A 24304-nucleotide genomic window follows, 5' to 3' on the forward strand; every position below is an offset into this window, starting at 1 on the left:
GAATGCCGGATCAGGGAGAGCGCAAGATGCGGATTGGCAACCATGGAAAGCGAGTGCTGGTGGGGCTGGTCGCGTTCGGGGCGTCGCTGGGCGCCCTGGCGGCGGACTTCGACCCGCGCACCCATGACGAGACCCGCCAGCTGGTAGCAGAGCTTGCCGAGCGGGGCATCGAGCGGGAGTGGCTCGAAGCGGCCATGCGAAGTGCCGACTTCCAGCAGGGCGTGCTCGACGCCATGGCCGGCGCGGCGGAGCGCCGGCTGCGCTGGGACGAGTACCGCGAGATCTTCCTGCAGCCCGAGCGTATCCACCGCGGGGTGACCTTCCTCGAGGTGCATCGCGACGCCTTCGAGCGCGCCGAGGCCGAGTTCGGCGTGCCGGCCGAGGTGATCGCCGCCATCATCGGGGTCGAGACCAGCTATGGCCGCTTTACCGGGCGCCACCGGGTGATCGACTCCCTGGCGACCCTGGCCTTTCACCACCCCAGCCGCGGCAGCTTCTTTCGCGGCGAGCTGGCCGCCTTCCTCGAGATCACCCACGAGCAGGGCGTCGAGCCCGGGGCCCTCAAGGGCTCCTATGCCGGCGCCATGGGCTATCCGCAGTTCATTCCCACCAGCTATCGGGCCTATGCCGTGGACTTCGACGGCGACGGCATTCGTGACCTCTGGACCAATCCGGTGGATGCCATCGGCAGCGTGGGCAACTACTTTGCCGAGCACGGCTGGCGGGGCGGCGAACCCATCTATCACGACGCCACGGGGCCGGAGATCCCCCCGGAGGCTATCGACTTCAACCGGGCGGCGCGCCCGCCGGGGGTGTCGGCGAGTGCCGTGGCCGAGGCCGGACTCAGGGTGCCCGATGACATAGAAGCGGATCGGCCGCTGCTGCCGGTCTCCCTGGAAGATGGCGAGGGCAACTGGCGCTACGTGCTCGGCGACCACAACTTCTACGTGATCACCCGCTACAACCACAGCCACCTCTACGCCATGGCGGTCACCGAGCTGGCCGAGGCCATCGCCGAGGCCCGCGCCCTGGATGCCCACTGGCTCGAGGCGGTAAGCGTCGATTCGGAGGAGCGCTCATGACAACCCGGCTGTGGTCCCTGGGGCTGGTCCTGCTGCTGGCGGGCTGTGCCGGCGGCGGCGGTCAGGCGCCCTCCACCCCCGCCGAGGGCGGCAGCCAGGCGGCCGCCGCGCCATCGTCCAGCGGTGGACGCTATGCCATGTCCGGCGATGCCTACCCGGTGGCGCCGCCGGATGTCAGCCGGGTGCCGGATGCGGTGCCGCGGCTGGAGCCGCTCTCCCGGGGGGGCAACCGCTCGACCTACGAGGTGTGGGGCAAGACCTACAGCGTGCTGCCCGATGCCCGGGGCTACGCCCGCCAGGGCACGGCGTCCTGGTACGGCGAGAAGTTCCACGGCTACGCGACCTCCAATGGCGAGATCTACGACATGTACAAGATGACCGCCGCCCACCGCTCGCTGCCGCTGCCCAGCTTCGTGCGCGTCACCAGCCTGGAGAATGGCCGCTCGGTGATCGTGCGGGTCAATGACCGCGGCCCCTTCCACAACGACCGCGAGATCGACCTCTCCTATGCCGCCGCGGCGCGTCTGGATATCCTCGATCGCGGCACCGGCCGGGTGAAGGTAGAGGCGATCGACGTCGAGCAGTGGCTGGCGGAGAATGGTGGCGCCGAAGGCCGCGCCCGCAACGGCGCCGCCCCGGTGGCGCCGCCGGCCCGGCAGGCGGCTGGCCAGGTCGCCGCGGCGCCGGCCAGCCCTGCCGCCGCCAGCCCCGCTGACGGCAGCCCCGCGGATGGCCGCCCCGCGGATGGCCGCCCGGCTGACGGCAGCCCCATCTACCTGCAGATCGCCGCCCTGGGCTCCGCCGAGAGCGCCCGGGCGCTGCAGTCGCGTCTGGAGGCGGAGCTCTCCCGGCCGGTACGGGTGGCCGCATCGGCCGGCACCCACCGCGTCCAGGTGGGGCCCCTGGCCAGCGCCGATCAGGTGGAGCCGCTGCGAGGCGAGCTGCGCCGGGCCGGCTTCGAGCAGAGCTTTATCGTCAACGGCGCCGACTGAGCGCCGTCCCCTTCCCCGATGATCGTTTGGTGAGATTCGTCCCCATGAGAGAGCTGTTTTCATTTCAACGCCTGCGGCTGGTGCCGCTGCTGCTGGCCTGCCTGCTGATGGTCTCGAGCCTGGCTTCGGCCCAGAGCGTGCCGGTGCCTCAGCCTCAGCCCCAGACCATGATCCCGTCACCGCCCCGGCTGGCGGCCAACTCCTGGATCCTGATGGATGCCGACAGCGGCCGGGTGCTGGTGGCGCACAACGCCGACGAGCGGCTGCCGCCGGCCAGCCTGACCAAGCTGATGACCGCCTATCTGGTCGAGCGCGAGCTGGACCGCGGCAACATCAGCATGAGTGACATGGTGCGGGTCAGCGAGAACGCCTGGCGCACCGGCGGCTCCAAGATGTTCATCGAGGTGGATACCCAGGTCTCCATCCGCGATCTGCTCTACGGGATCATCATCTCCTCGGGCAACGACGCCAGCGTGGCGGTGGCCGAGCACCTGGCCGGCGGCGAGGCCCCCTTCGCCGACCTGATGAACCAGCACGCGACCCGCCTGGGTCTGCACAATACCAGCTTCAAGAACGCCACCGGCCTGCCGCACCCCGAGCAGTACTCATCGGCCCGCGACATGGCGCTGCTCTCTCAGTACATCATCAACGACTATCCTGAGCACTATGCGGTCTATGCCGAGAAGTACTTTACCTACAACGACATCCGCCAGCCCAACCGCAACCGCCTGCTGTGGCGCGACCCCAGCGTCGACGGTCTGAAGACCGGCTGGACCACCGAGGCCGGTTACGGCCTGGTGGCTTCCGCCAAGCGCGACGGCATGCGGCTGATCTCGGTGGTGATGGGCACCAGCTCCGAGGAGGCGCGGGCCCAGGAGACCCAGAAGCTTCTCAGCTACGGTTTCCGCTACTTCGAGACCCTCAAGCTCTATGACGCCGGCAGCGTGCTCAATACGCCGCGGGTCTGGGGCGGAGAGGAGAACACGCTGCAGGCGGGGGTCGATCGCGACGTGGTGATGACCGTGCCCCGGGCCCGCAACGAGGAGCTGAGCGCTCGGCTCGATATCCAGGCCGACCTGGCCGCCCCCATCGCGGCGGGCCAGCGGATCGGTACCCTCGAGGTGCGCCTCGGCGATGAGGTGGTGGGCGAGCAGCCGCTGGTGGCGCTGGAGTCGGTGGAGGAGGGCGGCTTCGTCAAGAAGCTGTTCGACCAGGTGCGCCGCTTCTTTGCCAATCTCGTCGGCGGCTGGTTCGGCTGAGCCGCTGGCAAGCGCCGGGCGCAGGGTGCTCGGCGCTTGCCGTTGGTGTCGCCGCCCCAGGTTGCGTAAAATGGCGGCAAACCCCATGAATCATGAGCCCCGAGATGAGCGACAAGTCTCTTCGCGACCTGCGTCAGCCGAGCCGTCCGGCCTCCGGCAGGCCGCCCAGAATCACCTTTCCCTGCGACTACCCCATCAAGGTGGTAGGCGACGCGGCGGAGGACTTTCCGGCGGTGGTCTGCCAGGTGGTCACCCGGCATGCGCCCGACTTCGACGCCGCCCAGATGCAGGTGGTCGACAGCCGCAACGGTCGTTTCCAGTCGGTGCGCCTGACCATCCGCGCCACCGGTGAGGCCCAGCTCCAGGCGCTCTTCGTCGAGCTCAAGGCCACCGGCCGCGTGCATATGGTGGTGTGATGACCCAGGTCTCGGCGCTGCCGCCCATCGAGCTCCATCGCCTGGGCCGGCGGCCCTACGCGCCCGTCTGGCAGGCCATGCGCGACCTCACCGACGAGCGCGACGACACCACGCCGGATCAGTTCTGGCTGGTGGAGCACGACCCCGTCTTTACTCAGGGGAAGGCCGGCAAGCCCGAGCATCTGCTGATGCCGGGTGATATTCCGGTGGTGCAGACCGACCGCGGCGGCCAGGTCACCTACCATGGCCCTGGCCAGCTGGTGCTCTATCCGCTGATCGACGTGCGGCGGTCGCGGCTGGGCGTGCGGGAGCTGGTCAGCGCCCTGGAGAATGCGGTGATCGCCCTGCTCGCCGAGCGGGGCGTCGACGCTCGGGCGCGCCCGGATGCGCCGGGGGTCTATGTCCAGACCGAGGCCGGGGAGGCCAAGATCGCCTCCCTGGGGCTGCGGATTCGCCGCGGCGGCAGCTTCCACGGCGTGGCGCTCAACGTCGACGGCGACCTTTCCCCCTTTGCGCGCATCAACCCCTGCGGCTATGCGGGCATGGCGATGACGCGCCTGGCGGATCTGGTGGAAGACTGCCCGGATGTGGCGGAGGTGGGGGAGCGCCTGGCGGAGTGCCTGGCACGGGAGTTGGGGCGCGAAATAGTCAGGAAGGAGGCGCGAGGAACGAGGGGCTAGAGTGTCCTCGCTTCCTCGCCCCTTGTGCCTGTTATCCCACGTTGACCGCGTCGATGCGGTTGGGGTCGGGCGCCTGCCCGGGCACCTCCGCCGGGGCAGCCAGGCCCAGGTTGTTCTTCTCGAAGACTCGGTCGGCCCGGTAGCTGGAGCGCACCAGGGGGCCGGCGGCCACCTCCATGAAGCCCTTCTCCAGGCCGATCTGGCGCAGGCGCTCGAACTCCGCCGGCGAGACCCAGCGCTCCACCGGCAGGTGGTTGCGGGTGGGGCGCAGGTACTGGCCCAGGGTGACGATATCCACCCCGATCTCACGCAGGTCGTCGAAGGTGGCCAGTATCTCCTCGTCGGTCTCGCCCAGGCCCAGCATCAGGCTGGTCTTGGTGAGCACTTCGGGGTTGTGGCGCTTGGCGTGGGCCAGCACGTCCAGGGTCTTGCGGTAGCCGGCACGAGGGTCGCGGACCCGCCGGGTCAGACGCTCCACGGTCTCGACGTTCTGGGCGAACACCTCGAGGCCGGAGTCCACCACCGCCTCGATGGCGCTTTGCTCGCCGTCGAAGTCGGGGGTCAGCGCTTCGACCACTACCTCGGGGGTGTTCTCCTTGATGGCGCGAATGCAGGCCGCATAGTGGGCGGCGCCGCCGTCCTCCAGGTCGTCGCGGTCCACCGAGGTCAGCACCACGTAGCGCAGCCCCATCAGCTCCACCGACTGGGCGGTATTGGCGGGCTCCTCGGCGTCTAGCCAGCCGCCCGGGTTGCCGGTGTCCACGGCGCAGAAGCGGCAGGCGCGGGTGCAGACCGAGCCCATCAGCATGATGGTGGCGGTGCCGTTGCTCCAGCACTCCCCCATGTTGGGGCAGTGGGACTCGGCGCAGACGGTGCTCAGGCGGTGCTCGCTGACGTTGCGCTTGACCGCCTCGAAGCGCTCGCCGCCGGGGATCTGGGCGCGCAGCCACTTGGGCTTGGGGCCGCTGACGCCGCCGCCCTCGTCCTGCTGAGGGCGCTGCTTGATGCCGTCCTTGATGGCGGCGAAGCCGTGCTCGGTGCGGAACTTCTCGCCGCTGGGAACGTGACTGGAGGTCTTGTCGCTCATGGAGGGTGAGCCCCTTCGCTCGGCCCGGCCTGCGGGGCGGGCGCTCGCCTCGGGGGAGAGGCGCCGGCCGCCGGGGGCGGGCTGCTGGTTACTGGGTTGCAGGCGCCCAATCTACCATAGTCGCAGGGCCGCGGCATCGTCCCGGGGGACCATCTGGTCGGGCCATGACCTGGCTCATGGGGTCCGCTCAGGAGCTCAGCGGCAGGCACTCGACGCCGTGGTTGGGCAGCGGGCGGGGCGGAGCCTGGAAGTGAGCGTGAAATTCCGCCAGGTGCTCGCGCACGAAGTGCAGGAAGAGCTCGGTGACCGGCGTCGGGAAGCGCTCCCGAGGGTAGACGGTGCACCAGGAGTGGCGCAGCGGGAAGCCGGGGAGGGCGAGCTCCTCGAGCAGCCCCGCCTCGAGCTCCAGGCGCACGGCGAGACGCGGCAGCACGGCGACGCCGAGCTGGGCCATCACCCCCTGCTTGACCGCTTCGTTGGTGCCGAGCTCGATGCGGTGGGGGAGGCCGACGTCCTGTTCGGCGGCCAGCTCCTCGAAGGCGCTGCGCACCCCGGAGCCCGGCTCGCGCATCAGCACGTAGTGGCGGGCGAAGTCCTCGAGGGTGGGGGCCGCAGCCTGGAGCAGGGGGTGGCCGGGCCACACCAGGGGCACCATCTCGTTGTCCAGGATCGGCATGAAGACCAGCTCCCGGTCCTCGGGCACCCGTGCCATGATGACCAGGTCGTCGCGCCGCTCGGCGAGGCGCTCCAGGGCCTGGCTGCGGTTGCACACCTTGAGGCGCACCTGGACGTTGGGGTAGTGGGCGCGGAAGCGGGCGAGCAGGAAGGGCACCACGTACTGGGCGGTGGAGACCGCTGCCAGGTTGAGCTCGCCGCGAATGGTACCCGACATGTCGGAGAGCGCCATCTGCAGCCGCGACACCTGGCCGAAGATGGCGCGCACCGAGGCCGCCAGGGCGTCGGCCGCCGGCAGCACGTGCAGGGTCTTGCCGGCATACTTGAAGAGCGGCTGCCCCAGCGCCTGTTCCAGCTGGCGGATCTGGGCGCTGACCGCAGGCTGGGTCAGCCCCAGCTGCTCGGCCGCGCGCGAGTAGGAGTGCTGGTCGTGAACCGCCTGGAAGACCTGCAGCTGACGAAAGGTCAGCTTGTTGAGCAGCTTGGGAGTGGTCATGGGCGCTTGCCGGAGGGTACCGCCGGCCTCCTGTCAATTCGATATTCATGCTAGCACTGCCGGGCTCGGGGAGGCCATCCCGGCTGACGCTATCCACCCCGGGCCCCGAGGAGATCTGATTCACCATGACACCGCCGATGCCTACCCTCTCTCCCGGCTCTGCCATGCGTATCGCCCTGGCCGCCACCGGGCCGGGCGGGCTCCGGGCTCGCCAGGCGGCGGCCGAGCTGGGGCTGGCCTGCCTGAGCGCCCCCGTCGACGAGGAGCCCCCCGAGGCGCTGGTCGCTCGCGCGCTGGAGGCGGGCTGTACGCTGCTGCACCCCGGCGAGGCTTCTCCCGAGCGCCAGCTGGCCCTGGCGCAAGCCTGCCGCGGGGCCGGCCTCGCCTTCCTGGGGCCGCGGGTGGCGCTGGTCGAGGCGATGCAGGATGGCGGCGCCATCCGTACGCTGCTGCGTGAGGCCGGGGTGCCCCTGGCCGACCCGGAGGCGCCTGGACGGCGCGTGGAGCTGGCGGTGCTCTGTGACCGCCTGGGGCGGGTGCGCTGGCTCGCCGTCCGCGAGCCCATTTCGCCGGCGCTGATGCGGGCGCCGGCCCTCTGGCTGACACCGGAGCAGCGCGCCTATCTGGGGCAGCTGGCGCGCCAGGGGCTCGCCGGGCTCGAGCTGGTCGGACTGGTGACCCTCGGCTTCAGCCTGCAGGGCAATCGCCTGGGATTCAGCGACATGCGTCCCGGGCTGACCGGCTGGGAGGGGCTGGACGAGGCCCTCACCGGCCTGGACCTGGCGGTGACCCAGCTGCGCCTGGCGTCGGGGGATCGTCTGCGCGACCGCCAGGCCAGCCTGGTGCCCCGCGGCCACGCCCTGCTGTGGCGCTGTTTTCCGCCGCCGGAAGCGGGGCTCGCGGGCGGCCCCGGCCTGCGCCTGGACCGGGCCGGCGTGGATCACGGCGAGGCGCGCCTGTTGGCCTGGGGGCGCAATGCAGAGGAGGCGCAACGGCGCGGCCGCCGGGGCCTGACGGAGCTGTTCGGGGCCGAGCGTGCCGGCGCCATGCTGGTGCCGCTGGCGCCCTTATGAGTGAGGGTGTCACGCATTTTTCACTCGCTGCCTCGTCTAATCTGCGTTATATTGCAATGCAGCAAATGTCGCCGTGACGATGCGGCAATGCCCCCTCTTCCCCTGACCGCAATGCCAGGAGCTCGCAATGAACCTTCCCATGCCGACTCCCCCGGCCGCTGCGCTGTCCCTGCTGGACCCCTTCGGGTTCGGCCGCGCCGCCGGCCGCTACTGGCTGGACGCCTTCGAGCGCAGCGTGCTCTATCTGGACGTGATGCGCGTTCGCGGCAACCAGTACCTGGAACATATCGAGAAGACCAAGCCCAGCGTGCTGGGCTTCGAGGCCGAAGTGCTGATGGACGGCCGTGAGCTGTCTCGCCCGGTCAACTATGAGCTGCTGCGGATCCTCCCCCCCCAGGGCTATCCCACCGATCTCCAGATGCGCCCCTTCGTGGTGGTCGACCCCCGCGCCGGCCACGGCCCGGGGATCGGCGGCTTCAAGCCCGATAGCGAGATCGGCGTGGCGCTGCGTGCCGGCCACCCCTGCTACTTCATCGGCTTCCTGCCCTATCCCGAGCCCGGCCAGACCGTCGAGGACGTGGTGGAGGCGGAGATCGCCTTCCTGCGCCACGTCAACGAGCGCCATGCCCAGAGCTATGCCGAGAAGCCCATGGTGGTGGGCAACTGCCAGGCCGGCTGGCAGATCATGATGGCGGCGTCCCTGGAACCCGACCTCTTCGGCCCGATTCTGATCGCCGGCTCACCGCTCTCCTACTGGGCCGGCGTGCGCGGCCAGGCGCCGATGCGCTATACCGGCGGCATGACCGGCGGCAGCTGGATGACCTCTCTATTCAGCGACCTGGGGGCGGGGCAGTTCGACGGTGCCTGGCTGGTGCAGAACTTCGAGAACCTCAACCCGGCCAATACCCACTGGACCAAGCAGTATCGCCTCTATGCCAACGTCGATACCGAGGCGGAGCGCTACCTGGAGTTCGAACGCTGGTGGGGCGGTCACGTGGTGCTGGGCGGCGAGGAGATCCAGTACATCGTCGATAACCTCTTCGTGGGCAACCGTCTCTCCACCGCCCAGATGGTGACCTCCGACGGTCGCCGCATCGACCTGCGCAATGTGCGCTCGCCGGTGGTGGTGTTCTGCTCCTGGGGTGACGACATCACGCCGCCGCCCCAGGCGCTGGGCTGGGTGCGCGACCTCTACGAGGGCACCCAGGACGTGATCGCCAACGAGCAGACCATCGTCTACTGCGTCCATGACAGCACCGGCCATCTGGGGATCTTCGTTTCGGGTGACGTCTCGCGCAAGGAGCACACCGAGTTCACCGCCAACATGGACTATATCGACGTGCTGCCTCCGGGTCTCTACGAGACCACCGTCTCCGAGGCGGCCCAGCGCGACGATGCGGAGCTGATCGAGCGTGACTACCTGCTGGAGTTCCAGTCGCGCAGCATCGAGGAGCTCGACCGGGTGGTGCAGCACAGCCCCGAGGACGACAGGCGCTTTGCCACGGTGGCGCGGATCTCGGAGATCAACCTGGGCCTCTATCGGCTCTTCCTGCAGCCCTGGTTGCGTGCCATGGCGACCCCGGAGTCGGCTCGCTGGATGCGCCGCATGCACCCCAATCGCCTGGGCTACCGGCTCTTCTCCGACCGCAACCCGCTGATGGCGCCCATTTCGGTGCTGGCCGACGGGATTCGCCGGGACCGCCACGCGCTTGACGAGGACAACCTCTTCCGGGTGCTGGAGTCGGTGGCCTCGAGCCAGATCACCGGCACCCTGAACGCCTGGCGCGACCTTCGCGACGGCGCCACCGAACGGCTATTTCTGGATCTCTATGGCCAGCCGCTGCTGCAGTCCCTGGTGGGCCTGGGCGGTGATGCCCATGTGCATCGCCGCCGCCCCGGGGCCGAGCCGGAGCATCGCCGCTTCATCGCCCGCCGCCAGGCGGAGCTCGCCGAACGTATCGCCGAGGGTGGCAGTCATGAGGCGGTGATCCGCGCCCTGATCTATGTGCTGGGCGGGGCGACCTCCACCGACGAGCGCAACTTCAAGCGCCTGCGTGCCACCCACGCGGAGCTGGAGCCGCAGCTCTCGTTGGCCGACTTCAAGTGCTTGATGCGCGAACAGTTCTTTATCCTCAAGCTGGATCGTGAGGGGGCCGTCGAGGCGCTGCCCCAGCTGCTTGAGGGGCAGACGGCGGAGCAGATCGCCACCCACCTCGAGCATATCGAGCACGTGCTGGCGGCCAGCGGCGAGCTCTCCGAGCACTCCCGGGAGCGTCTGGTGCGGGTTCGCGACCTCTTCGAACGGGCCATCGACCAGGCGCCGATCATCGAGGCCCAGGCCCGCGCCGAGGCCGAGGAGTGGATCGGCAGCCAGGCCGAGGCCCAGAGGCTGGCGTTCAACAGCCTGGAAGGGCTGATGGAGTCCCAGCCTGCCGCCGATGCCGAGCCTGACGCCAAGGCAGAAGCCGAGCCCGCTGCTAAGGCCGAACCTGAGGCCAAGGCAGAAGCCGAGTCCGCTGCCAAGGCCGATCCCGGCGCCAAGGCCGAACCCGACGCCAAGGCAGAGGCCGAGCCCGCTGCCAAGGCCAAGCCCGATGCCAAGGCCGAGCCCGACGCCAAGGCAGAAGCGCCCGCCGAGCCTGCGGAGAAGGGAGCTACCTCGTCGGCAGCCCCGCGCCGGCGCGCCGCCACTCCGCGGCGCAAGCCGGCGGGAGGCGGGCGCAAGCGCTAGCCTCGCGGCTCCACCAAAGGCGCCCCCGCTGCCCAAGGCAGCGGGGGCGCTGCCGTTTAAGGGCCTTGCACTGGCGCCTCGGGGCGGTCTAGGGTCAAGAGGCACTCCGCCGCGGCTGCGACTGGCGCGATGTTCTGCGCTGGGTTAGGGTAGGCGCATTTTTCGCCGCCGAGTCAGGGCGGTATGGCATCGTCAGGCGTGGGCTTGTGGCCCGCGCCGTGCACTTTCAGTGGAGCACTATGGGCAAGTCACTGGTCATCGTCGAGTCGCCGGCCAAGGCCAAGACGATCAACAAGTATCTCGGCAGCGACTTCATCGTGAAGTCCAGCGTGGGGCATATTCGTGACCTGCCGACCAGCGGCTCGGGCAAGGCGGCCTCGGACCCCAAGGAGCGTGCGCGCCAGGCGGCAGCTACCCGCAAGATGTCGCCGGAGGAGAAGGCCGAGTACCGCAAGCGCAAGTCCCAGGAGCAGCTGATCCGCCGCATGGGGATCGACCCCGAGCACGGCTGGCAGGCCAACTACGAGATCCTGCCCGGCAAGGAGAAGGTGGTGGCCGAGCTCAAGAAGCTCGCCGAGAAGGCCGACGCCGTCTATCTCGCCACCGACCTTGACCGCGAGGGGGAGGCGATCGCCTGGCACCTGCGCGAGACCATCGGCGGCGACGAGACCCGCTACAAGCGGGTGGTGTTCAACGAGATCACCAAGAATGCCATCCGGGAGGCCTTCAAGGAGCCCGGCATCCTCAACATTCCCCGGGTCGAAGCCCAGCAGGCGAGGCGTTTCCTCGACCGGGTAGTGGGCTTCATGCTTTCGCCGCTGCTCTGGGCCAAGATCGCCCGGGGGCTCTCCGCGGGCCGCGTGCAGTCGGTGGCCATGCGGCTGATCGTCGAGCGGGAGCGAGAGATCCGCGCCTTCGTGCCCGAGGAGTTCTGGGACGTCCACGCCGACCTGGTCGCCGAGGAGGGCGAGCCGGTGCGCTTCGAGCTGGCGCGCCAGGATGGCAAGGCCTTCCGGCCCACCTCCGAGGCGGAGACCCTGGAGCGCATCGCCGCCCTGCGCCAGGCGTCGCTCGCCATCACCTCCCGGGAAGACAAGCCCACGCGTTCCAAGCCAAACGCGCCCTTTATCACCTCGACGCTGCAGCAGGCCGCCAGCGGCCGGCTCGGCTTCTCGGTGAAGAAGACCATGATGCTGGCCCAGCGTCTCTACGAGGCGGGCTACATCACCTATATGCGTACCGACTCCACCAACCTCTCCAAGGATGCGGTGGAGAGCGTGCGCGAGTTCATCGGCGAGGAGTTCGGGCCGCGCTACCTGCCCGAGGCCCCCAACGGCTACTCCAGCAAGGAGGGCGCTCAGGAGGCCCACGAGGCCATTCGCCCCTCCGACGTGGGGCGGCGCGCCACGGACCTGGCCGGCATGGAGCGCGACGCCGAACGCCTCTACGAGCTGATCTGGCGACAGTTCGTGGCCTGCCAGATGACCCCGGCGGAGTACCTCTCCAGCACCCTGACCGTCCAGGCCGAGGGCTATGAGCTCAGGGCCAAGGGACGGGTGCTGAAGTTCGACGGCTATACTCGGGTGATGAAGCCGGCCGGCAAGAACGAGGACCAGACCCTGCCGGATCTCGCCGAGGGCACCCCCATGACCCTGGCCGCCCTGGACCCCCAGCAGCACTTCACCAAGCCGCCGGCCCGCTACACCGAGGCGAGCCTGGTCAAGGAGCTGGAGAAGCGCGGCATCGGCCGCCCCTCCACCTACGCCTCGATCATCTCCACCATCCAGGATCGCGGCTACGTCAAGCTGGAGAACCGGCGCTTCTATGCCGAGAAGCTCGGCGATATCGTCACCGAGCGGCTCAAGGAGTCCTTCCCGGATCTGATGGACTACTCCTTCACGGCGCGCATGGAGGACAGCCTCGACGAGGTGGCCGAGGGCGAACGCAACTGGCGTGCGCTGCTCGACGCCTTCTACGCCGAGTTCAAGAAGGAGCTGGCCGAGGCCGAGAGCGAGGAGGGGATGCGCCCCAACCAGCCGGTGCCCACCGATATCGACTGCCCCAGCTGCGGGCGCAAGATGCAGATCCGCACCGCCTCCACCGGGGTCTTCCTGGGCTGCTCGGGTTACAACCTGCCGCCCAAGGAGCGCTGCAAGACCACCATGGACCTGCTGCCGGGGGAGGAGGCGGTGGCCGCCGACGCCGGGGAGGAGGCCGAGACCGACGCCCTGCGCGCCAAGCAGCGCTGCCCCAAGTGCGGCACCGCCATGGACAGCTACCTGATCGACGAGACCCGCAAGCTGCATATCTGCGGCAACAGCCCGGACTGCGACGGCTACGAGATCGAACAGGGCCGCTTTCGCATCAAGGGCTATGATGGCCCGACCATCGAGTGCGACAAGTGCGGCAGCGAGATGCAGCTCAAGTCCGGCCGCTTCGGCAAGTACTTCGGCTGCACCAGCAGCGAGTGCAAGAACACCCGCAAGCTGCTCAAGAGCGGTGAGGTGGCGCCGCCCAAGATGGATCCCATCGACATGCCGGAGCTGGCCTGTCAGAAGGTGGAGGACCACTATGTGCTGCGCGACGGCGCCAGCGGCCTCTTCCTGGCGGCCAGCAAGTTCCCGAGAAACCGCGAGACCCGCCCGCCTCTGGTGCGCGAGCTCAAGGCCCACGCCGAGGAGCTGCCCGACAAGTATCGCTACCTGCTCGACGCCCCCAGCGAGGACCCGGACGGCCGCCCGACCCAGATCCGCTACTCGCGCAAGGCCAAGGAGCAGTTCGTGATGACCGAGGAGGAGGGCAAGGCCACCGGCTGGAAGGCCACCTTCGACGGCAGCCGCTGGCAGGTGGAGGACAAGCGCAAGTGACCCCGAGAGCCCGTACCAATCAGCTGCTCTATCAGGCCGAGCTGCTGCTCGGCACCCCCTGCGGCGAGGATGAGCACGCCGAGGCCCGCCGCATGGCCGCCGAGGAGGGCGCCCTGGCGCTCACCGAGCTGGCCCTGGAGTCCCTGCTGCGCGAGGTGACCGAGCATGCACGCCTGCCCGCCCACCCCTGGCGGGAGCTGCTCGGCCCCGCGGGCGCCGAGATCGCCGAGCTGCATCGCCTGCGCGAGCTCGCCGCCCAGCCCGGCAGCTGGCTCGGCTGGCTGATCACCCGGCTGGAAGCGCTGCACGCAAGCGAGGGCGCCGCCAGGCGCCGCTCCGGTGCCGCTGCCGGCCTGATCGCCGTGGGCAGCGCCGCCGCCCTGGGCGAGGAGCTCCACGGCTGTCTGCAGGCGGCCAAGGCCGAGGTCGCCGCCCTGCGCGAAACCAGCCAGGAGTGGTAGGGCTCCCCGGATGACAGAGGCAGCGGTGGCTGCCACTTTCGAGTTCTTTCATCGGGAGCTTATCCGGCAACAGGTCTGCGAGGGGGCGCTGTAAACCCTTCCCTGGGCGCTACCGATGCCATCCCTGGCATAGGACCCCCTCTTCGACCTGTCCCCGGCGCTCCCTTGGCTGAGTCAGCTCAAGCCTGGCAACTTTCAAACAGTTGTTTATACTCGGTGCCATCTCCCACCCACCGGCCGACTGACATGAACGTCACCGCATGGAAGCGCCTGTTCATCTCCCCGCTGCTGGCCCTGCTGCTGGCGCCGCCCTCTCTGGTCGCGGCGGATCATGCCCTTGACGTGACGCTGCTGCCCGGTGGCGAGGCCGACCTGCCCGCCCTGCGCCAGGAGCTTGCGCGCCTCTCGGCCGGGCGGCGTGCTCCCGAAATCGCCGCCTCCGTCCACGGCGGCGGCGTCCCCCTGCCCGGCCTGAGCCGCCTGGAGACGCCGGAGTTTCTTGCCGCTACCGACCCCTTTGTCCTCGAGCCCCTGACCGGCGCCGAGCGTGTTCTGCTGCTGGGCCCGGCCGAGGCGCTGGATGCCGCCGCCCGGGCCCTGGCCGGCCGCGCCGGCGAGGCCGGCGCCAGCCTGGTGCCGCTGGCCGTGGAGGGTGCCGGAAGGCTCGACCCCGAGGCGCTGCAGGGGGGAGATGCGGCCCTGGTGCTGGCGCTGCCCCGGCTCGACGCCGCCGCTCAGGAGGCGCTGTTTGCAGCGCTGGGCGGTGCCGGCTTGCCGAGCGTGGCGCTCACCGATGCCCGCCAGGTGGAGCGCGGCGCACTGCTCTCCTCGCCGGGCGCCCTGGACCCGGACGCCTGGCTGCGTCGCCTGGCGCTGCGCCTGGATGACCTCGCCGCCGGCCGCACGCCGGAGCCGCTCACCTCGCGTCCCACGCTGGATCGCCCCTGGCTCAACCTCGAGACCGCCGCCCGCCTCGACTGGTCGCCCAGCTTCGCGCTGCTCGGCGAATCGCGCCTGGTGGGCGAGGCCCCGTCCGGGGACGCTTCGCTCTCCCTGGAGCGGGCCGTCGCTCTGGCGCTTTCCGGGAGCCCCGGCCTGGCCGCCGCCCGTCAGGCGGTGGAGGTCGAGGCCTTCGACCGTGATCTGGCGGTATCGCGCTACCGCCCCAACCTCTATCTGGAGGCCACCGGCCGCGTCATCGACGAGCACCGAGCCCGCTCGGCCCTGGGCCAGGAGCCCGAGCGCCGCACCAGCGGGGGAGTGGTGCTGGAGCAGCTGCTCTTCTCCGAACCGGCCCTGGCCGCCATCGGCATCAGCGAACGCCTCGACCGGGCTCGCCGGGCCGAGCTGGAGGTGGAGAGCCTCGACCTGGCCCTGGAGGTAGCCCGGGAGTTCCTCGACCTGCTGCGCCTCGAGGCCAGCCGCGAGGTGCTCGCGGCCGACCTGGAGCTGGCCCGGGCCCAGCGCGATCGGGCGCGGCGCGATGAAGCCGCCGGGGCCCTGGGCCGCGGCGAGGTGGCCCGCTTCGAGGCGGAGCTCGCCCAGGCCCGGGAGCGCCTGGAGCAGACGGTGGCCGACCGCGAGCGGCTGGCGATCGCCCTTAACCGGCGGCTGGGTCGCCACCCGGCCGCCCCTCTGGCACCGGCCGAGCCGGACCTGGAGAATCCCGAGTGGCTGGGCGATGACGACCGCTTCCGTGCGGTTCTCGCCGCCCCGGCAAGCCTGGCCGCCTGGCAGGCGCAGCTGGTGGAGCGACTCCTCGGCGACTCCGCGGAGCTCGAGGCGGTGGGTGAGCTGCGCCGGGCCGCCGAGCGTGAACTGACCTCACGCCGTCGCGCATTCTGGCTGCCGGAAGTGGGCTTCGAGGCGCGCTACACCAGCGAATTTTCCCGGGGCGGGGAGGGGGAGCGGGCTCCCTGGGAGTCCGGGAGCCCCCTGATCCAGACCGGCGTGGGTGTCCTGGAGGGTGCCGGCGTGGCGCTCCCCGAGACCGGTCGTGACCAGTGGAGCCTTGGCGTCTCGGCGCGGCTGCCCCTCTACGCCGGCGGCCGGCGCAGTATCGAGCGGGACCGGGCCGCCGCACGCCTGGAGCGAGTGGCACTCGAGGACGCCGAGGCGCGCCTCGGGCTCGAGGCCCGGCTGCGCGCGGCCAGCGTCGAGCTCGCCGCCGCCTGGCGGCGCGTCACGCTGCGCGATGAGGCCCGCGACCATGCCGAGGAGGCCCTGCGGCTTGTCGAATCGGCCTGGCGGGAGGGGACGCTGCCTCAGGTGGCGCTGCTGGATGCCCGTACCAGCGCCCGCCAGGCGGGGCTCGCCGCCGCCGAGGGGCGCTGGCAGGCGCTGCAGGCGCTGGTGCATCTGCAGCGGGCCCTGGGGATGACCCCGGGGCCCATGGATGAGCGGGCCCGGGAGCGGCTGCTGACAGGAAAGGACAGGCCCGATCATGGGGGAGGGAGACGATGATCCTACGCGGCGTGATGCTGGTCGGGCTGGCGCTGCTGGCCGGCTGTGCGGAGGAGACGGTAGACGAGGCGCCGCTGCGCCCCGTGCGCACCCTGGCGGTGGAGGCCAGCGGGGCGGCAGATGCGCGCGAGCTGCCGGGCCGCCTGGAGGCGGTCGCCAACCGCCGGCTGAGCTTTCGGGTGGCCGGCCGCATCGAGGCCCTGGAGGTGGCGACGGGGGAGTCCGTGGTAGCCGGCCAGCCCCTGGCCCGGCTCGAGGCCACCGACCTGCGCCTGCAGCGGGATCGCGCGCGCTCGGCCCTGGCCGGCAGCGAGGCGGCCGCGGCCAACGCCGAGGCCGAGTGGCAGCGCGCCCGGCGCCTCTATGAGGCGGGCAGCGTGCCGGCCCGGGGCCTCGACGCCGCCCGGGCCCAGGTGGAGGCGGCCAGGGCGCAGCGTGACGGCGCCCGGGACGCCCTGGCCCTGGCCGAGCGGCAGCTGGCATTCACCGAGCTCGAGGCCCCCGGCGACTGCCGGGTGGCCAGCCGCCTGGCGGAGGCCGGCGAGAACGTCGCCGCCGGCCAGCCGGTACTGGTGCTGGCCTGCGGCGATGACCTGGAGGTGCGAGCGGCCCTCTCCGAGGACCTGCTCGGCGAGCTTGCCACCGGCGCCCCGGTGCGGGTGCGCCTGCCGCTCGCCGACCTCAACCTGGCCGGCGAAGTGACCGAGATCGGCCTGCCGGTGGACCCGCGCCAGGCCACCTGGCCGCTCAGGGTGCGCCTGGTCGATCTTGCCGACGCCGAGCGCGAGCGGCTGCGGCCCGGCATGGCGGCGGAGCTGACGCTGCCCCTGGGCGGTCCCGGCAGCGGCATCTGGGTGCCCATGGCGGCGGTGCAGCAGGATATCGATGGCCACTTCGTCTATGTCGCCGAGCCCGATGCCGCGGAGGGCAACGACCTGGCCAACGGCCGCGAGGCGCAGGTGGTGCGCCGCACCGTGACCCTGGGCGGGCGCCACGGCGAGCGCCTGGAGGTGGCGGCGGGCCTCGCGCCCGGCGAAGCGCTGATCGTGGCGGGCATGAGCCGGCTCCACGACGGCATGCGGGTGCGGCTGATCGATGACCATGACGTCGATGCGGAGGCCTCGCCGTGACCCTGACCGAGGCCGCGCTGCGCTACAACCGGGTGACCATAGCGGGACTGCTGGTCGTCCTGCTGGGGGCTTTGATCAGCTATCTCTCCATCTCCCGGGCCGAGGATCCGGCGGTCACCGTGCGGGTGGCCCAGGTGGTCACCTATCTGCCCGGCGCCACCCCGGAGCGGGTCGAACAGCTGGTCACCGACCCGCTGGAGACCGCCATCATGGAGATGCCGGAGCTCGACCACGTGGAGAGCACCTCCCGGGCCGGGGTCTCCATCATCCGCGTGGAGCTGCGTCCGGATGTCAAGGAAGTCCGGGCCGGCTGGGACAAGCTGCGCCGCAAGGTGGGCGATGCCCGGGGGAAACTCCCCGACGAGGCGCTGGCGCCCATCATCAACGACGAGTTCGGCGATGTCTTCGGCATCATGCTCTCGCTGACCGGCGAGGGCTATGAGCCGTCCGAGCTCAAGGAGGTCGCCGACGACGTTCGCGACCGGCTCTTGATGCTCGACGACGTGGCCAAGGTGAACCTGCACGGCTATGCCGAGGAGCGCATCTTCCTCGACTACAGCGAGGCGCGCCTGGCCGACCTTGGCGTCTCGCCCCAGGGGCTGGCCCAGCTGCTCGCCGCGCGCAACATCGTGCTGCCCGGCGGGGCGATCCGCACCGGCGACGAGCGCCTGGTGCTGGAGCCTACCGGCAACTTCACCCATATCGACGATATCCGTCGGGCGCTGCTGCCGCTGCCCGACGGTACCCTGGTGCCCCTGGGTTCCCTGATGGAGGTGCGCCACGGCTACGCCGACCCGCCCATGACCCGCTACCATGCCAACGGCGTCCAGGGGCTGGCCATCGCCGTTGCCATGCGCGACGGGGGCAATATCCTCGACCTGGGCGAACAGGTCCAGGGCGCCATCGAGCGCCTCGAACGGGAGCTTCCCGTGGGCCTCGAGTTCGAGGTGCTGGCCAACCAGCCCGACCGGGTCGAGGAGCGCATCAACGAGTTCCTGGTCAACCTGCTGCAGGCGGTGGCCCTGGTCTGCCTGGTGATGCTGCTCTTCCTGGGGCTGCGCACCGGGCTGATCGTGGCGAGCCTGGTGCCCTCGGCGATACTCGCCTGCCTCGCCTTCATGGGGCTCTTCGACATCGGCCTCGACCAGGTGTCGCTGGGGGCGCTGATCATCGCCCTGGGCATGCTGGTGGACAACGCCATCGTCATGGTGGAGTCGATTCAGGTCTCGGCTCGGGAGGGCAAGTCGGTGCGCCAGGCGGCGCTCGATTCCGCCCGGCAGCTGCGCTTCCCGCTGCTCACCGCTTCGCTGACCACGGCGGCGGCCTTCCTGCCCCAGTTCCTGGCGGTCTCCGACGTGGGGGAGTACACCCGCTCGCTCTTCCAGGTGGTGACCATCACGCTGCTCTCCTCCTGGCTACTCTCGCTCACCATGATCCCGCTGCTCTGCGTGGCCTTTATCAAGGTCAAACCGAAGGACGATGACGCCTCGCCCGAGCATCAGGAGGACGGTGAGAGCCGACCGCCGCTCTCGGCGCGCATCGCCGAGCGGGTCTATGCCGGCTACCGCCGCCTGCTGCTGGCCTTGCTGCGCCATCGCACCCTGACCCTGGCCGCGGTGGCCGGCCTGCTCGGCCTGGCCTGGCTCGGTTTCGGGCCGCTGCCCAAGATCTTCTTCCCCCAGGCGGAGCGCACCATCGTCACCGCCGAGCTGCGCCTGCCCTTCTCGGCGCCCATCGAGCGTACCCTGGCGGTGGTGGAGGAGGTCGAGGCCTTTCTGGCCGAGGAGCTTGCCGCCGAGCGTGACGAGGCGGGCGACTGGGTCCGCGACGGGGTCGATCGCTGGGGCAGCTTCATCGGCTTCGGTGGCGAGCGCTATATCATCAACCACGCCCCCGAGCCCCCGAGCCCCGAATACGCCTTCCTGCTGCTCCAGACCAACCGCTGGCAGGCGGTGGACGGGGTGATCGAGCGCCTCGACGGCTGGCTCAGCGAGCGCTTCCCGGACCTTCAGGCCACCGTTGCCGCCACCAGCTTCGGCCCGCCGGTGACGGTGCCGCTTTCGGTGAGGATCTCCGGCGACGACGAGGCGACCCTCAGGCGCATCGCCGAAGAGGTGCGTCAGCGCGTCGCCGAGGTGCCCGGCACCCGCAACGTGCGCGACGACTGGGGGGAGTGGATCAAGCGCCTGCGCGTCGAGGTGGACCCGGCCCGGGCGCTGCGGGCCGGGGTCACCGAGCGGGACGTGGCGCTGAGCCTGCAGACGGCGCTCTCCGGGATGACGGTGGGCACCTTCCGCGACGGCGACACCCTGGTACCGATCCAGCTGCGCAACGAGCGCGGCGAGGCGCGCACCCCGGACGACCTGGAGGGCGTGACCGTGCTGCCCGCCGGCGGCGGGGTGGGGGTGCCCCTGGCCCAGGTAGCCCAGGTCGAGCTCGACTGGGGGCCGGCGCGCATCCTGCGTCGGGACCGCTTCCGCACCATCGCCGTGGAAGCGGAGCTGGCGCCCGGGGTCACCGCCGCCGGGGTGGCGGCCGAGCTGCGCCCCTGGCTCGAGGAGCGGCAGGCCGAGTGGCCGAACGGCACCTTCTACGAATTCGGCGGCGAGGTGGAGTCGTCCCGGACGGCCACCGACTCCATCGCCGAGAAGCTGCCCATCGGCGCCATGGCGATCCTGCTGCTGCTGGTGGTGCAGTTCAACTCCCTGCGCCGGCCGCTGATCATCCTGATGACCATTCCGATGTCGCTGATCGGGGTGATCTTCGGCCTGACCATCACCGGCTCCCACTTCGGCATCATGACCTTCCTGGGCGTGGTGTCCCTGGCCGGCATCGTCATCAACAACGCCATCGTGCTGATCGACCGCATCGATCTCGAGCGCGAGGAGCACTCCCCCCAGGAGGCGATCCTCGAGGCGGGGCGGCGACGCCTGCGCCCGGTGCTGATGTCGACCCTGACCACCAGCGGCGGCCTGCTACCGCTCTGGCTCGGGGGCGGGCTGCTCTGGGCGCCCATGGCGATCACCATCATCTTCGGCCTGCTGGCCGCGGCGCTGATCACCCTCTGCGTGGTGCCGGTGCTCTATTCGCTGCTGATGCGGGTGCCCTTCGAGCGACGGGCGCAGCATGCCTGAATCGCCTATCGTTGATATACGTCAAGCAGCCGTCGTTGCCCTTGGCTACGCTGAAGGCAAGAGCAGCGCGGCGGACGGCACGCGATGACGACAACGATAGGGAGGAGGTGCCATGCGATTCCATCAGGTCAAGGAGCTGGTCGACTGGGCGGCCGGCTACCATCGCCGGCTGGCCGAGCAGTACACGGCCCTGGCAGGGGGAGGGGATGTCGATGAGCGCGTGCGCATGGCGCTGGAGTACCTGGCCGAGCGCGAGCGCAAGCAGGAGAGCGACCTCACCGGCTATCTGGATGACGGCAGCGATCACAGCCAGGTGCTCGATACCTGGTTCGACGACCCGGCCGACTTTCCCCACCCGCCGGTGCTCGAGCGCCTGCCGGAGGGTCTCGGGAGCGACAGCGTCCAGGATGTCCTCGCCACCGCCCTGACCGCTCATCGCACCCTGCAGGATCTCTACGCCCACCGGGCAGAGCTGGCCGGCGGCCGCGACGAGACGGCCTTCTTCGAGGCCCTGGCGGCCGGCCACGACGCCGAGGTGCGGCGTATCGCCCGGGATATTCAGCGGCTTGAAGACTACTGAGGAGGTGATAATGAGCGAACAGATTCTATCCCCCAAGATGCTTGGCTACTGGACCGAGGGCAATCTCAGGGAGGCGCCGGATGACTCCGGCATCTACTGCGTTTTCCGGGCGGCGAAGGACCCCGAGACCGAGGAGATGGACGTTCAGGAGCTGCTCTACGTGGGTGAGCACAGAAGCGCCCGCCACGGCCTGCAGCATGACGGCCATCGCGAGAAATGGCTCGCCTTCCCGCAGGCCGACGAGGAGATCTGGTACGCGGTGGGGCTCAGCGGCCATGCCAACCGGGAGCGCCTGGCCGCGGCGATGATCAACGCCCACAAGCCGCGCTTCAACTCGGACAGCCCCTACCTGGAGCGCTTCCCCTTCGACGACACCACGGTGCATATCTACGGCAAGAAGCATAAGCTGCAGAGCATCTTCAACGTGGAGCGTCACGACTGAGGAGTTCCCAGGCGAGGTGACGCGCGGCCCCGGCGGAGTACCCGCCGGGGCCGTGACGTTGTTGACTCAGGGGCGGTGTGAAGGGCGGCCATAACCGGTACAATCGCGCCCCTTCCATGCACCGACCGGACCCTCTCCTTGATCTCCACCGCCAACATCACCATGCAGTTCGGGGCCAAGCCCCTGTTCGAGAACGTCTCCATCAAGTTCGGCAACGGCCACCGCTACGGCCTGATCGGCGCCAATGGCTGCGGCAAGTCCACCTTCATGAAGATCCTCGGCGGCGACCTCGAGCCCTCCTCGGGCCAGGTCATGGTCGAGTCCGGCGCCCGGCTCGGCAAGCTGCGCCAGGACCAGTTCGCCTACGAGGACGAGCGGGTCATCGACACCGTGATCATGGGCAATGCCGAGCTCTCCCAGGTGGCGGCGGAGCGCGAGCGCATCTACTCCCTGCCCGAGATGAGCGAGGAGGATGGCATGGCGGTGGCCGACCTGGAGGTGCGCTTCGCCGAGCTCGACGGCTACACCGCCGAGGCCCGCGCCGGCGAACTGCTGCTGGGGCTCGGCATTCCCATCGAACAGCATACGGGTCCCATGAGCGAGGTGGCCCCGGGCTGGAAGCTGCGCGTGCTGCTGGCCCAGGCGCTCTTCTCCGACCCCGACGTGCTGCTCCTCGACGAGCCCACCAACCACCTGGATATCAACACCATCCGCTGGCTGGAGGGGGTGCTCACGGCGCGCAACAGCACCATGATCATCATTTCCCACGACCGCCACTTCCTCAACAGCGTCTGCACCCATATGGCGGACCTGGACTACGGCGAGATCCGTCTCTTTCCGGGCAACTACGACGACTACATGACCGCGGCCACCGCCGCCCGGGAGCGCCAGCACGCCGACAACGCCAAGAAGAAGGCGCAGATCGCCGACCTCCAGGCCTTCGTCAGCCGCTTCTCGGCCAACGCCTCCAAGGCCAAGCAGGCCACCTCCCGGGCGCGCCAGATCGACAAGATCAAGCTCGAGGAGATCAAGCCCTCGAGCCGGGTCAGCCCCTTCATCCGCTTCGAGCAGGCGCGCAAGATCCACCGCAACGCGGTCAACGTGGAGGGGCTCGCCCAGGGCTACCCCGGCGAGGCGCCGCTGGTCGAGGGTTTCGGCATGACCGTGGAGGCCGGCGAGCGCATCGCCATCATCGGCCCCAACGGCATCGGCAAGACCACCCTGCTGCGCACCCTGGCCGGTGAGCTTTCGCCGCTTGCCGGCAGCGTGAAGTGGACCGACAGCGCCGACCTCGGCCACTTCGCCCAGGACCACGCCGACGACTTCGCCAATGACGCCACCCTGTTCGAATGGATGGCCCAGTGGACCGACGGCGGCGAGCAGGTGATCCGCGGGGCGCTGGGGCGCATGCTCTTCTCCAGCGACGACATCGGCAAGTCGGTGAAGGTGATCTCCGGCGGCGAGCAGGGGCGCATGCTGTTCGGCAAGCTGACCCTGACCCGGCCCAACGTGCTCTTGATGGACGAGCCCACCAACCACCTCGACATGGAGTCCATCGAGGCGCTCAACCTGGCCCTCGAGCACTATCCTGGCACCCTTATCTTCGTCAGCCACGACCGCGAGTTCGTCTCCTCCCTGGCGACCCGCATCCTCGACATGAGCGAGACGGGCATCACCGACTTCAGCGGCAGCTACGACGACTACCTGAGGAGCCAGGGCCTCTACGGCTGAGGGTTGGGGCGTTGAGGGCCGCCTTGGCCCCTTCGCCGACGCTGAACTAGGGTGAGGGTGTTGCCGGCCGCGGGCCGGCGCCGCCGCAAGGATGCCCATGCCCTGGCTCAAGTTCCTGCACATCGTCGCCCTGCTGAGCTGGTGCGGCGCACTGCTCTACCTGCCGGCGCTGCTCTGCCAGCTGGCGCGCCCCGAGCGCGTCGCCCAGGGCCTCTCTCCCGGCGCGCCACCGCTGCCGCGGCTGCTCTACAACGGCCTGGCGAGTCCCGCGGCGCTGCTTGCCATCGCCTCCGGCACCCTGCTGTTCCTGCTCCACGGCCTCGCCGGCCCCTGGCTGGTGCTCAAGTTGCTGTCGGTCTCCGTCATGGTGCTGGCCCACGGCCTGTGCGGCTGGCTGCTGCTGCGCCTGGAGCAGGAGCGCCCCCGCGGGGTGGCGGCCGGCGCCGTCCTGGCCGGCAGCGTGGCGGGGCTCGCCATGCTGGCGGTGGTCGGCCTGGTGCTGGCCAAGCCGGCGCTGTAAGGGGGAGGAAGAGGATGCCGCAGCCGTCAGTCGTCCAGGTCCACGCCCACCGCATGCTCGTAGACCAGCTGCCCGCCGAGAAAGCCCGCCAGGGCGATCAGCGCGGCGGTGGCGAGGCTCAGCGCCAGGCCCCAAGGCAGCAGGGCCTCGCCGAGAAAGCGCCACAGCCAGTTGAGCGAGGCGAGCGAGAGCATCACTACCGCCACCATGGCGTGGCTCCAGGCGGTCACCAGGCGGCGAATGCCGCGCACCGTCACCAGGTCGATGACGCCGGCGAGGCTCGCCACCCAGCCGCCGAAGGCGCCGACCCCGGCCAGCCACAGCGAGGCGCGGGCCCAGAAGGGATCACCGGTGTAGAGGTAGCCGAGATCGCTGGCCACCAGGGCGAGCAGGGCGGCCACCGGGAAGTGGATCATCACCGGGTGCAGGGGGTGGCCGGCGACGGCGGCGCGGCTGCGGATGGAGCGCTTTGGGGGCGTTGGCAT

Annotated in this window: 19 protein-coding genes; 16 read left to right on the forward strand and 3 right to left on the reverse strand. The window is 70.2% G+C overall.

Annotated features, from left to right (window positions below; all coding sequences use genetic code 11):
• The first annotated feature begins 26 nt into the window (after positions 1 to 26).
• The 5 genes from mltB (at position 27) to lipB (ending at position 4429) form a co-directional block, all read left to right on the forward strand.
• Positions 27 to 1082: a lytic murein transglycosylase B gene (gene mltB / locus NHL60_RS07840; RefSeq protein WP_253451110.1), complete on the forward strand. Its 1056-nt coding sequence runs from the start codon at positions 27 to 29 to the stop codon at positions 1080 to 1082.
• Positions 1079 to 2074, forward strand: coding sequence for a septal ring lytic transglycosylase RlpA family protein (locus NHL60_RS07845; protein ID WP_253451113.1), 996 nt, complete (start codon positions 1079 to 1081; stop codon positions 2072 to 2074). The genes mltB and NHL60_RS07845 overlap by 4 nt, the downstream gene beginning before the upstream one ends.
• 44 nt (positions 2075 to 2118) lie before the next feature.
• Positions 2119 to 3333 (forward strand): D-alanyl-D-alanine carboxypeptidase family protein, encoded by a 1215-nt coding sequence (locus NHL60_RS07850; RefSeq protein WP_253451116.1) that lies wholly within the window; start codon positions 2119 to 2121, stop codon positions 3331 to 3333.
• A gap of 104 nt (positions 3334 to 3437) precedes the next feature.
• Positions 3438 to 3749: a YbeD family protein gene (locus tag NHL60_RS07855; protein ID WP_253451119.1), complete on the forward strand. Its 312-nt coding sequence runs from the start codon at positions 3438 to 3440 to the stop codon at positions 3747 to 3749.
• Positions 3749 to 4429, forward strand: a complete 681-nt coding sequence (gene lipB, locus NHL60_RS07860) for a lipoyl(octanoyl) transferase LipB (protein ID WP_253451122.1) — start codon at positions 3749 to 3751, stop codon at positions 4427 to 4429. The genes NHL60_RS07855 and lipB overlap by 1 nt, the downstream gene beginning before the upstream one ends.
• Before the next feature lie 31 nt (positions 4430 to 4460).
• On the opposite strand, the gene lipA is transcribed toward lipB, so the two are convergent.
• Both lipA and NHL60_RS07870 read right to left on the reverse strand, forming a co-directional pair.
• Positions 4461 to 5516, reverse strand: a complete 1056-nt coding sequence (gene lipA, locus NHL60_RS07865; RefSeq protein ID WP_253451124.1) for a lipoyl synthase — start codon at positions 5514 to 5516, stop codon at positions 4461 to 4463.
• A gap of 187 nt (positions 5517 to 5703) precedes the next feature.
• Positions 5704 to 6687, reverse strand: a complete 984-nt coding sequence (locus NHL60_RS07870; RefSeq protein ID WP_253451127.1) for a LysR family transcriptional regulator — start codon at positions 6685 to 6687, stop codon at positions 5704 to 5706.
• A 125-nt stretch (positions 6688 to 6812) separates the two neighbouring features.
• Between NHL60_RS07870 and NHL60_RS07875 the strand changes: the two genes are divergently transcribed.
• The 11 genes from NHL60_RS07875 (at position 6813) to NHL60_RS07925 (ending at position 23819) form a co-directional block, all read left to right on the forward strand.
• Positions 6813 to 7760 (forward strand): hypothetical protein, encoded by a 948-nt coding sequence (locus tag NHL60_RS07875; RefSeq protein ID WP_253451130.1) that lies wholly within the window; start codon positions 6813 to 6815, stop codon positions 7758 to 7760.
• A gap of 127 nt (positions 7761 to 7887) precedes the next feature.
• On the forward strand, positions 7888 to 10491 hold the full coding sequence (locus NHL60_RS07880; protein ID WP_253451133.1) for a DUF3141 domain-containing protein: 2604 nt from the start codon (positions 7888 to 7890) through the stop codon (positions 10489 to 10491).
• A 239-nt stretch (positions 10492 to 10730) separates the two neighbouring features.
• Entirely contained in the window at positions 10731 to 13358 is a 2628-nt protein-coding gene (gene topA / locus NHL60_RS07885; protein ID WP_253451136.1) for a type I DNA topoisomerase, read from the forward strand.
• Positions 13355 to 13819, forward strand: a complete 465-nt coding sequence (locus NHL60_RS07890) for a DUF6586 family protein (protein ID WP_253451139.1) — start codon at positions 13355 to 13357, stop codon at positions 13817 to 13819. Before topA ends, NHL60_RS07890 begins: the two co-directional genes overlap by 4 nt.
• A gap of 246 nt (positions 13820 to 14065) precedes the next feature.
• Positions 14066 to 16282 carry a TolC family protein gene (locus NHL60_RS07895; protein ID WP_253451142.1) on the forward strand — a complete coding sequence of 739 codons (2217 nt, stop codon included), beginning with the start codon at positions 14066 to 14068 and terminating at the stop codon, positions 16280 to 16282.
• The gene (locus NHL60_RS07900) at positions 16279 to 17412 is read left to right on the forward strand and encodes an efflux RND transporter periplasmic adaptor subunit (RefSeq protein ID WP_253451145.1); all 1134 of its coding nucleotides are present in this window, start codon (positions 16279 to 16281) and stop codon (positions 17410 to 17412) included. The genes NHL60_RS07895 and NHL60_RS07900 overlap by 4 nt, the downstream gene beginning before the upstream one ends.
• Positions 17409 to 20546, forward strand: a complete 3138-nt coding sequence (locus NHL60_RS07905; protein ID WP_253451148.1) for an efflux RND transporter permease subunit — start codon at positions 17409 to 17411, stop codon at positions 20544 to 20546. The genes NHL60_RS07900 and NHL60_RS07905 overlap by 4 nt, the downstream gene beginning before the upstream one ends.
• A gap of 112 nt (positions 20547 to 20658) precedes the next feature.
• Positions 20659 to 21126: a 2-hydroxyacyl-CoA dehydratase gene (locus NHL60_RS07910; protein ID WP_253451151.1), complete on the forward strand. Its 468-nt coding sequence runs from the start codon at positions 20659 to 20661 to the stop codon at positions 21124 to 21126.
• 10 nt (positions 21127 to 21136) lie between these two features.
• Positions 21137 to 21568, forward strand: a complete 432-nt coding sequence (locus NHL60_RS07915) for a hypothetical protein (protein ID WP_253451155.1) — start codon at positions 21137 to 21139, stop codon at positions 21566 to 21568.
• 138 nt (positions 21569 to 21706) lie between these two features.
• Positions 21707 to 23299 carry an ABC-F family ATPase gene (locus NHL60_RS07920; RefSeq protein WP_253451158.1) on the forward strand — a complete coding sequence of 531 codons (1593 nt, stop codon included), beginning with the start codon at positions 21707 to 21709 and terminating at the stop codon, positions 23297 to 23299.
• Positions 23300 to 23396: 97 nt separating this feature from the next.
• The gene (locus tag NHL60_RS07925) at positions 23397 to 23819 is read left to right on the forward strand and encodes a CopD family protein (protein WP_253451160.1); all 423 of its coding nucleotides are present in this window, start codon (positions 23397 to 23399) and stop codon (positions 23817 to 23819) included.
• 26 nt (positions 23820 to 23845) lie between these two features.
• Here NHL60_RS07925 and NHL60_RS07930 read toward each other — a convergent pair whose 3' ends face one another.
• Positions 23846 to 24304, reverse strand: coding sequence for a DUF2231 domain-containing protein (locus NHL60_RS07930; protein ID WP_253451162.1), 459 nt, complete (start codon positions 24302 to 24304; stop codon positions 23846 to 23848).

The organism is Halomonas sp. Y3 (assembly GCF_024137965.1).
Taxonomy (GTDB): domain Bacteria; phylum Pseudomonadota; class Gammaproteobacteria; order Pseudomonadales; family Halomonadaceae; genus Halomonas; species Halomonas mongoliensis.

Excerpts from the sequence above, each read along its gene's own strand:
- mltB (WP_253451110.1), top strand. The coding sequence starts at position 27 with ATGCGGATTGGCAACCATGGAAAGCGAGTGCTGGTGGGGCTGGTCGCG.
- NHL60_RS07845 (WP_253451113.1), top strand. The coding sequence starts at position 1,079 with ATGACAACCCGGCTGTGGTCCCTGGGGCTGGTCCTGCTGCTGGCGGGC.
- NHL60_RS07850 (WP_253451116.1), top strand. The coding sequence starts at position 2,119 with ATGAGAGAGCTGTTTTCATTTCAACGCCTGCGGCTGGTGCCGCTGCTG.
- NHL60_RS07855 (WP_253451119.1), top strand. The coding sequence starts at position 3,438 with ATGAGCGACAAGTCTCTTCGCGACCTGCGTCAGCCGAGCCGTCCGGCC.
- lipB (WP_253451122.1), top strand. The coding sequence starts at position 3,749 with ATGACCCAGGTCTCGGCGCTGCCGCCCATCGAGCTCCATCGCCTGGGC.
- lipA (WP_253451124.1), bottom strand. The coding sequence starts at position 5,516 with ATGAGCGACAAGACCTCCAGTCACGTTCCCAGCGGCGAGAAGTTCCGC.
- NHL60_RS07870 (WP_253451127.1), bottom strand. The coding sequence starts at position 6,687 with ATGACCACTCCCAAGCTGCTCAACAAGCTGACCTTTCGTCAGCTGCAG.
- NHL60_RS07875 (WP_253451130.1), top strand. The coding sequence starts at position 6,813 with ATGACACCGCCGATGCCTACCCTCTCTCCCGGCTCTGCCATGCGTATC.
- NHL60_RS07880 (WP_253451133.1), top strand. The coding sequence starts at position 7,888 with ATGAACCTTCCCATGCCGACTCCCCCGGCCGCTGCGCTGTCCCTGCTG.
- topA (WP_253451136.1), top strand. The coding sequence starts at position 10,731 with ATGGGCAAGTCACTGGTCATCGTCGAGTCGCCGGCCAAGGCCAAGACG.
- NHL60_RS07895 (WP_253451142.1), top strand. The coding sequence starts at position 14,066 with ATGAACGTCACCGCATGGAAGCGCCTGTTCATCTCCCCGCTGCTGGCC.
- NHL60_RS07900 (WP_253451145.1), top strand. The coding sequence starts at position 16,279 with ATGATCCTACGCGGCGTGATGCTGGTCGGGCTGGCGCTGCTGGCCGGC.
- NHL60_RS07910 (WP_253451151.1), top strand. The coding sequence starts at position 20,659 with ATGCGATTCCATCAGGTCAAGGAGCTGGTCGACTGGGCGGCCGGCTAC.
- NHL60_RS07915 (WP_253451155.1), top strand. The coding sequence starts at position 21,137 with ATGAGCGAACAGATTCTATCCCCCAAGATGCTTGGCTACTGGACCGAG.
- NHL60_RS07925 (WP_253451160.1), top strand. The coding sequence starts at position 23,397 with ATGCCCTGGCTCAAGTTCCTGCACATCGTCGCCCTGCTGAGCTGGTGC.
- NHL60_RS07930 (WP_253451162.1), bottom strand. The coding sequence starts at position 24,304 with ATGCCAACGCCCCCAAAGCGCTCCATCCGCAGCCGCGCCGCCGTCGCC.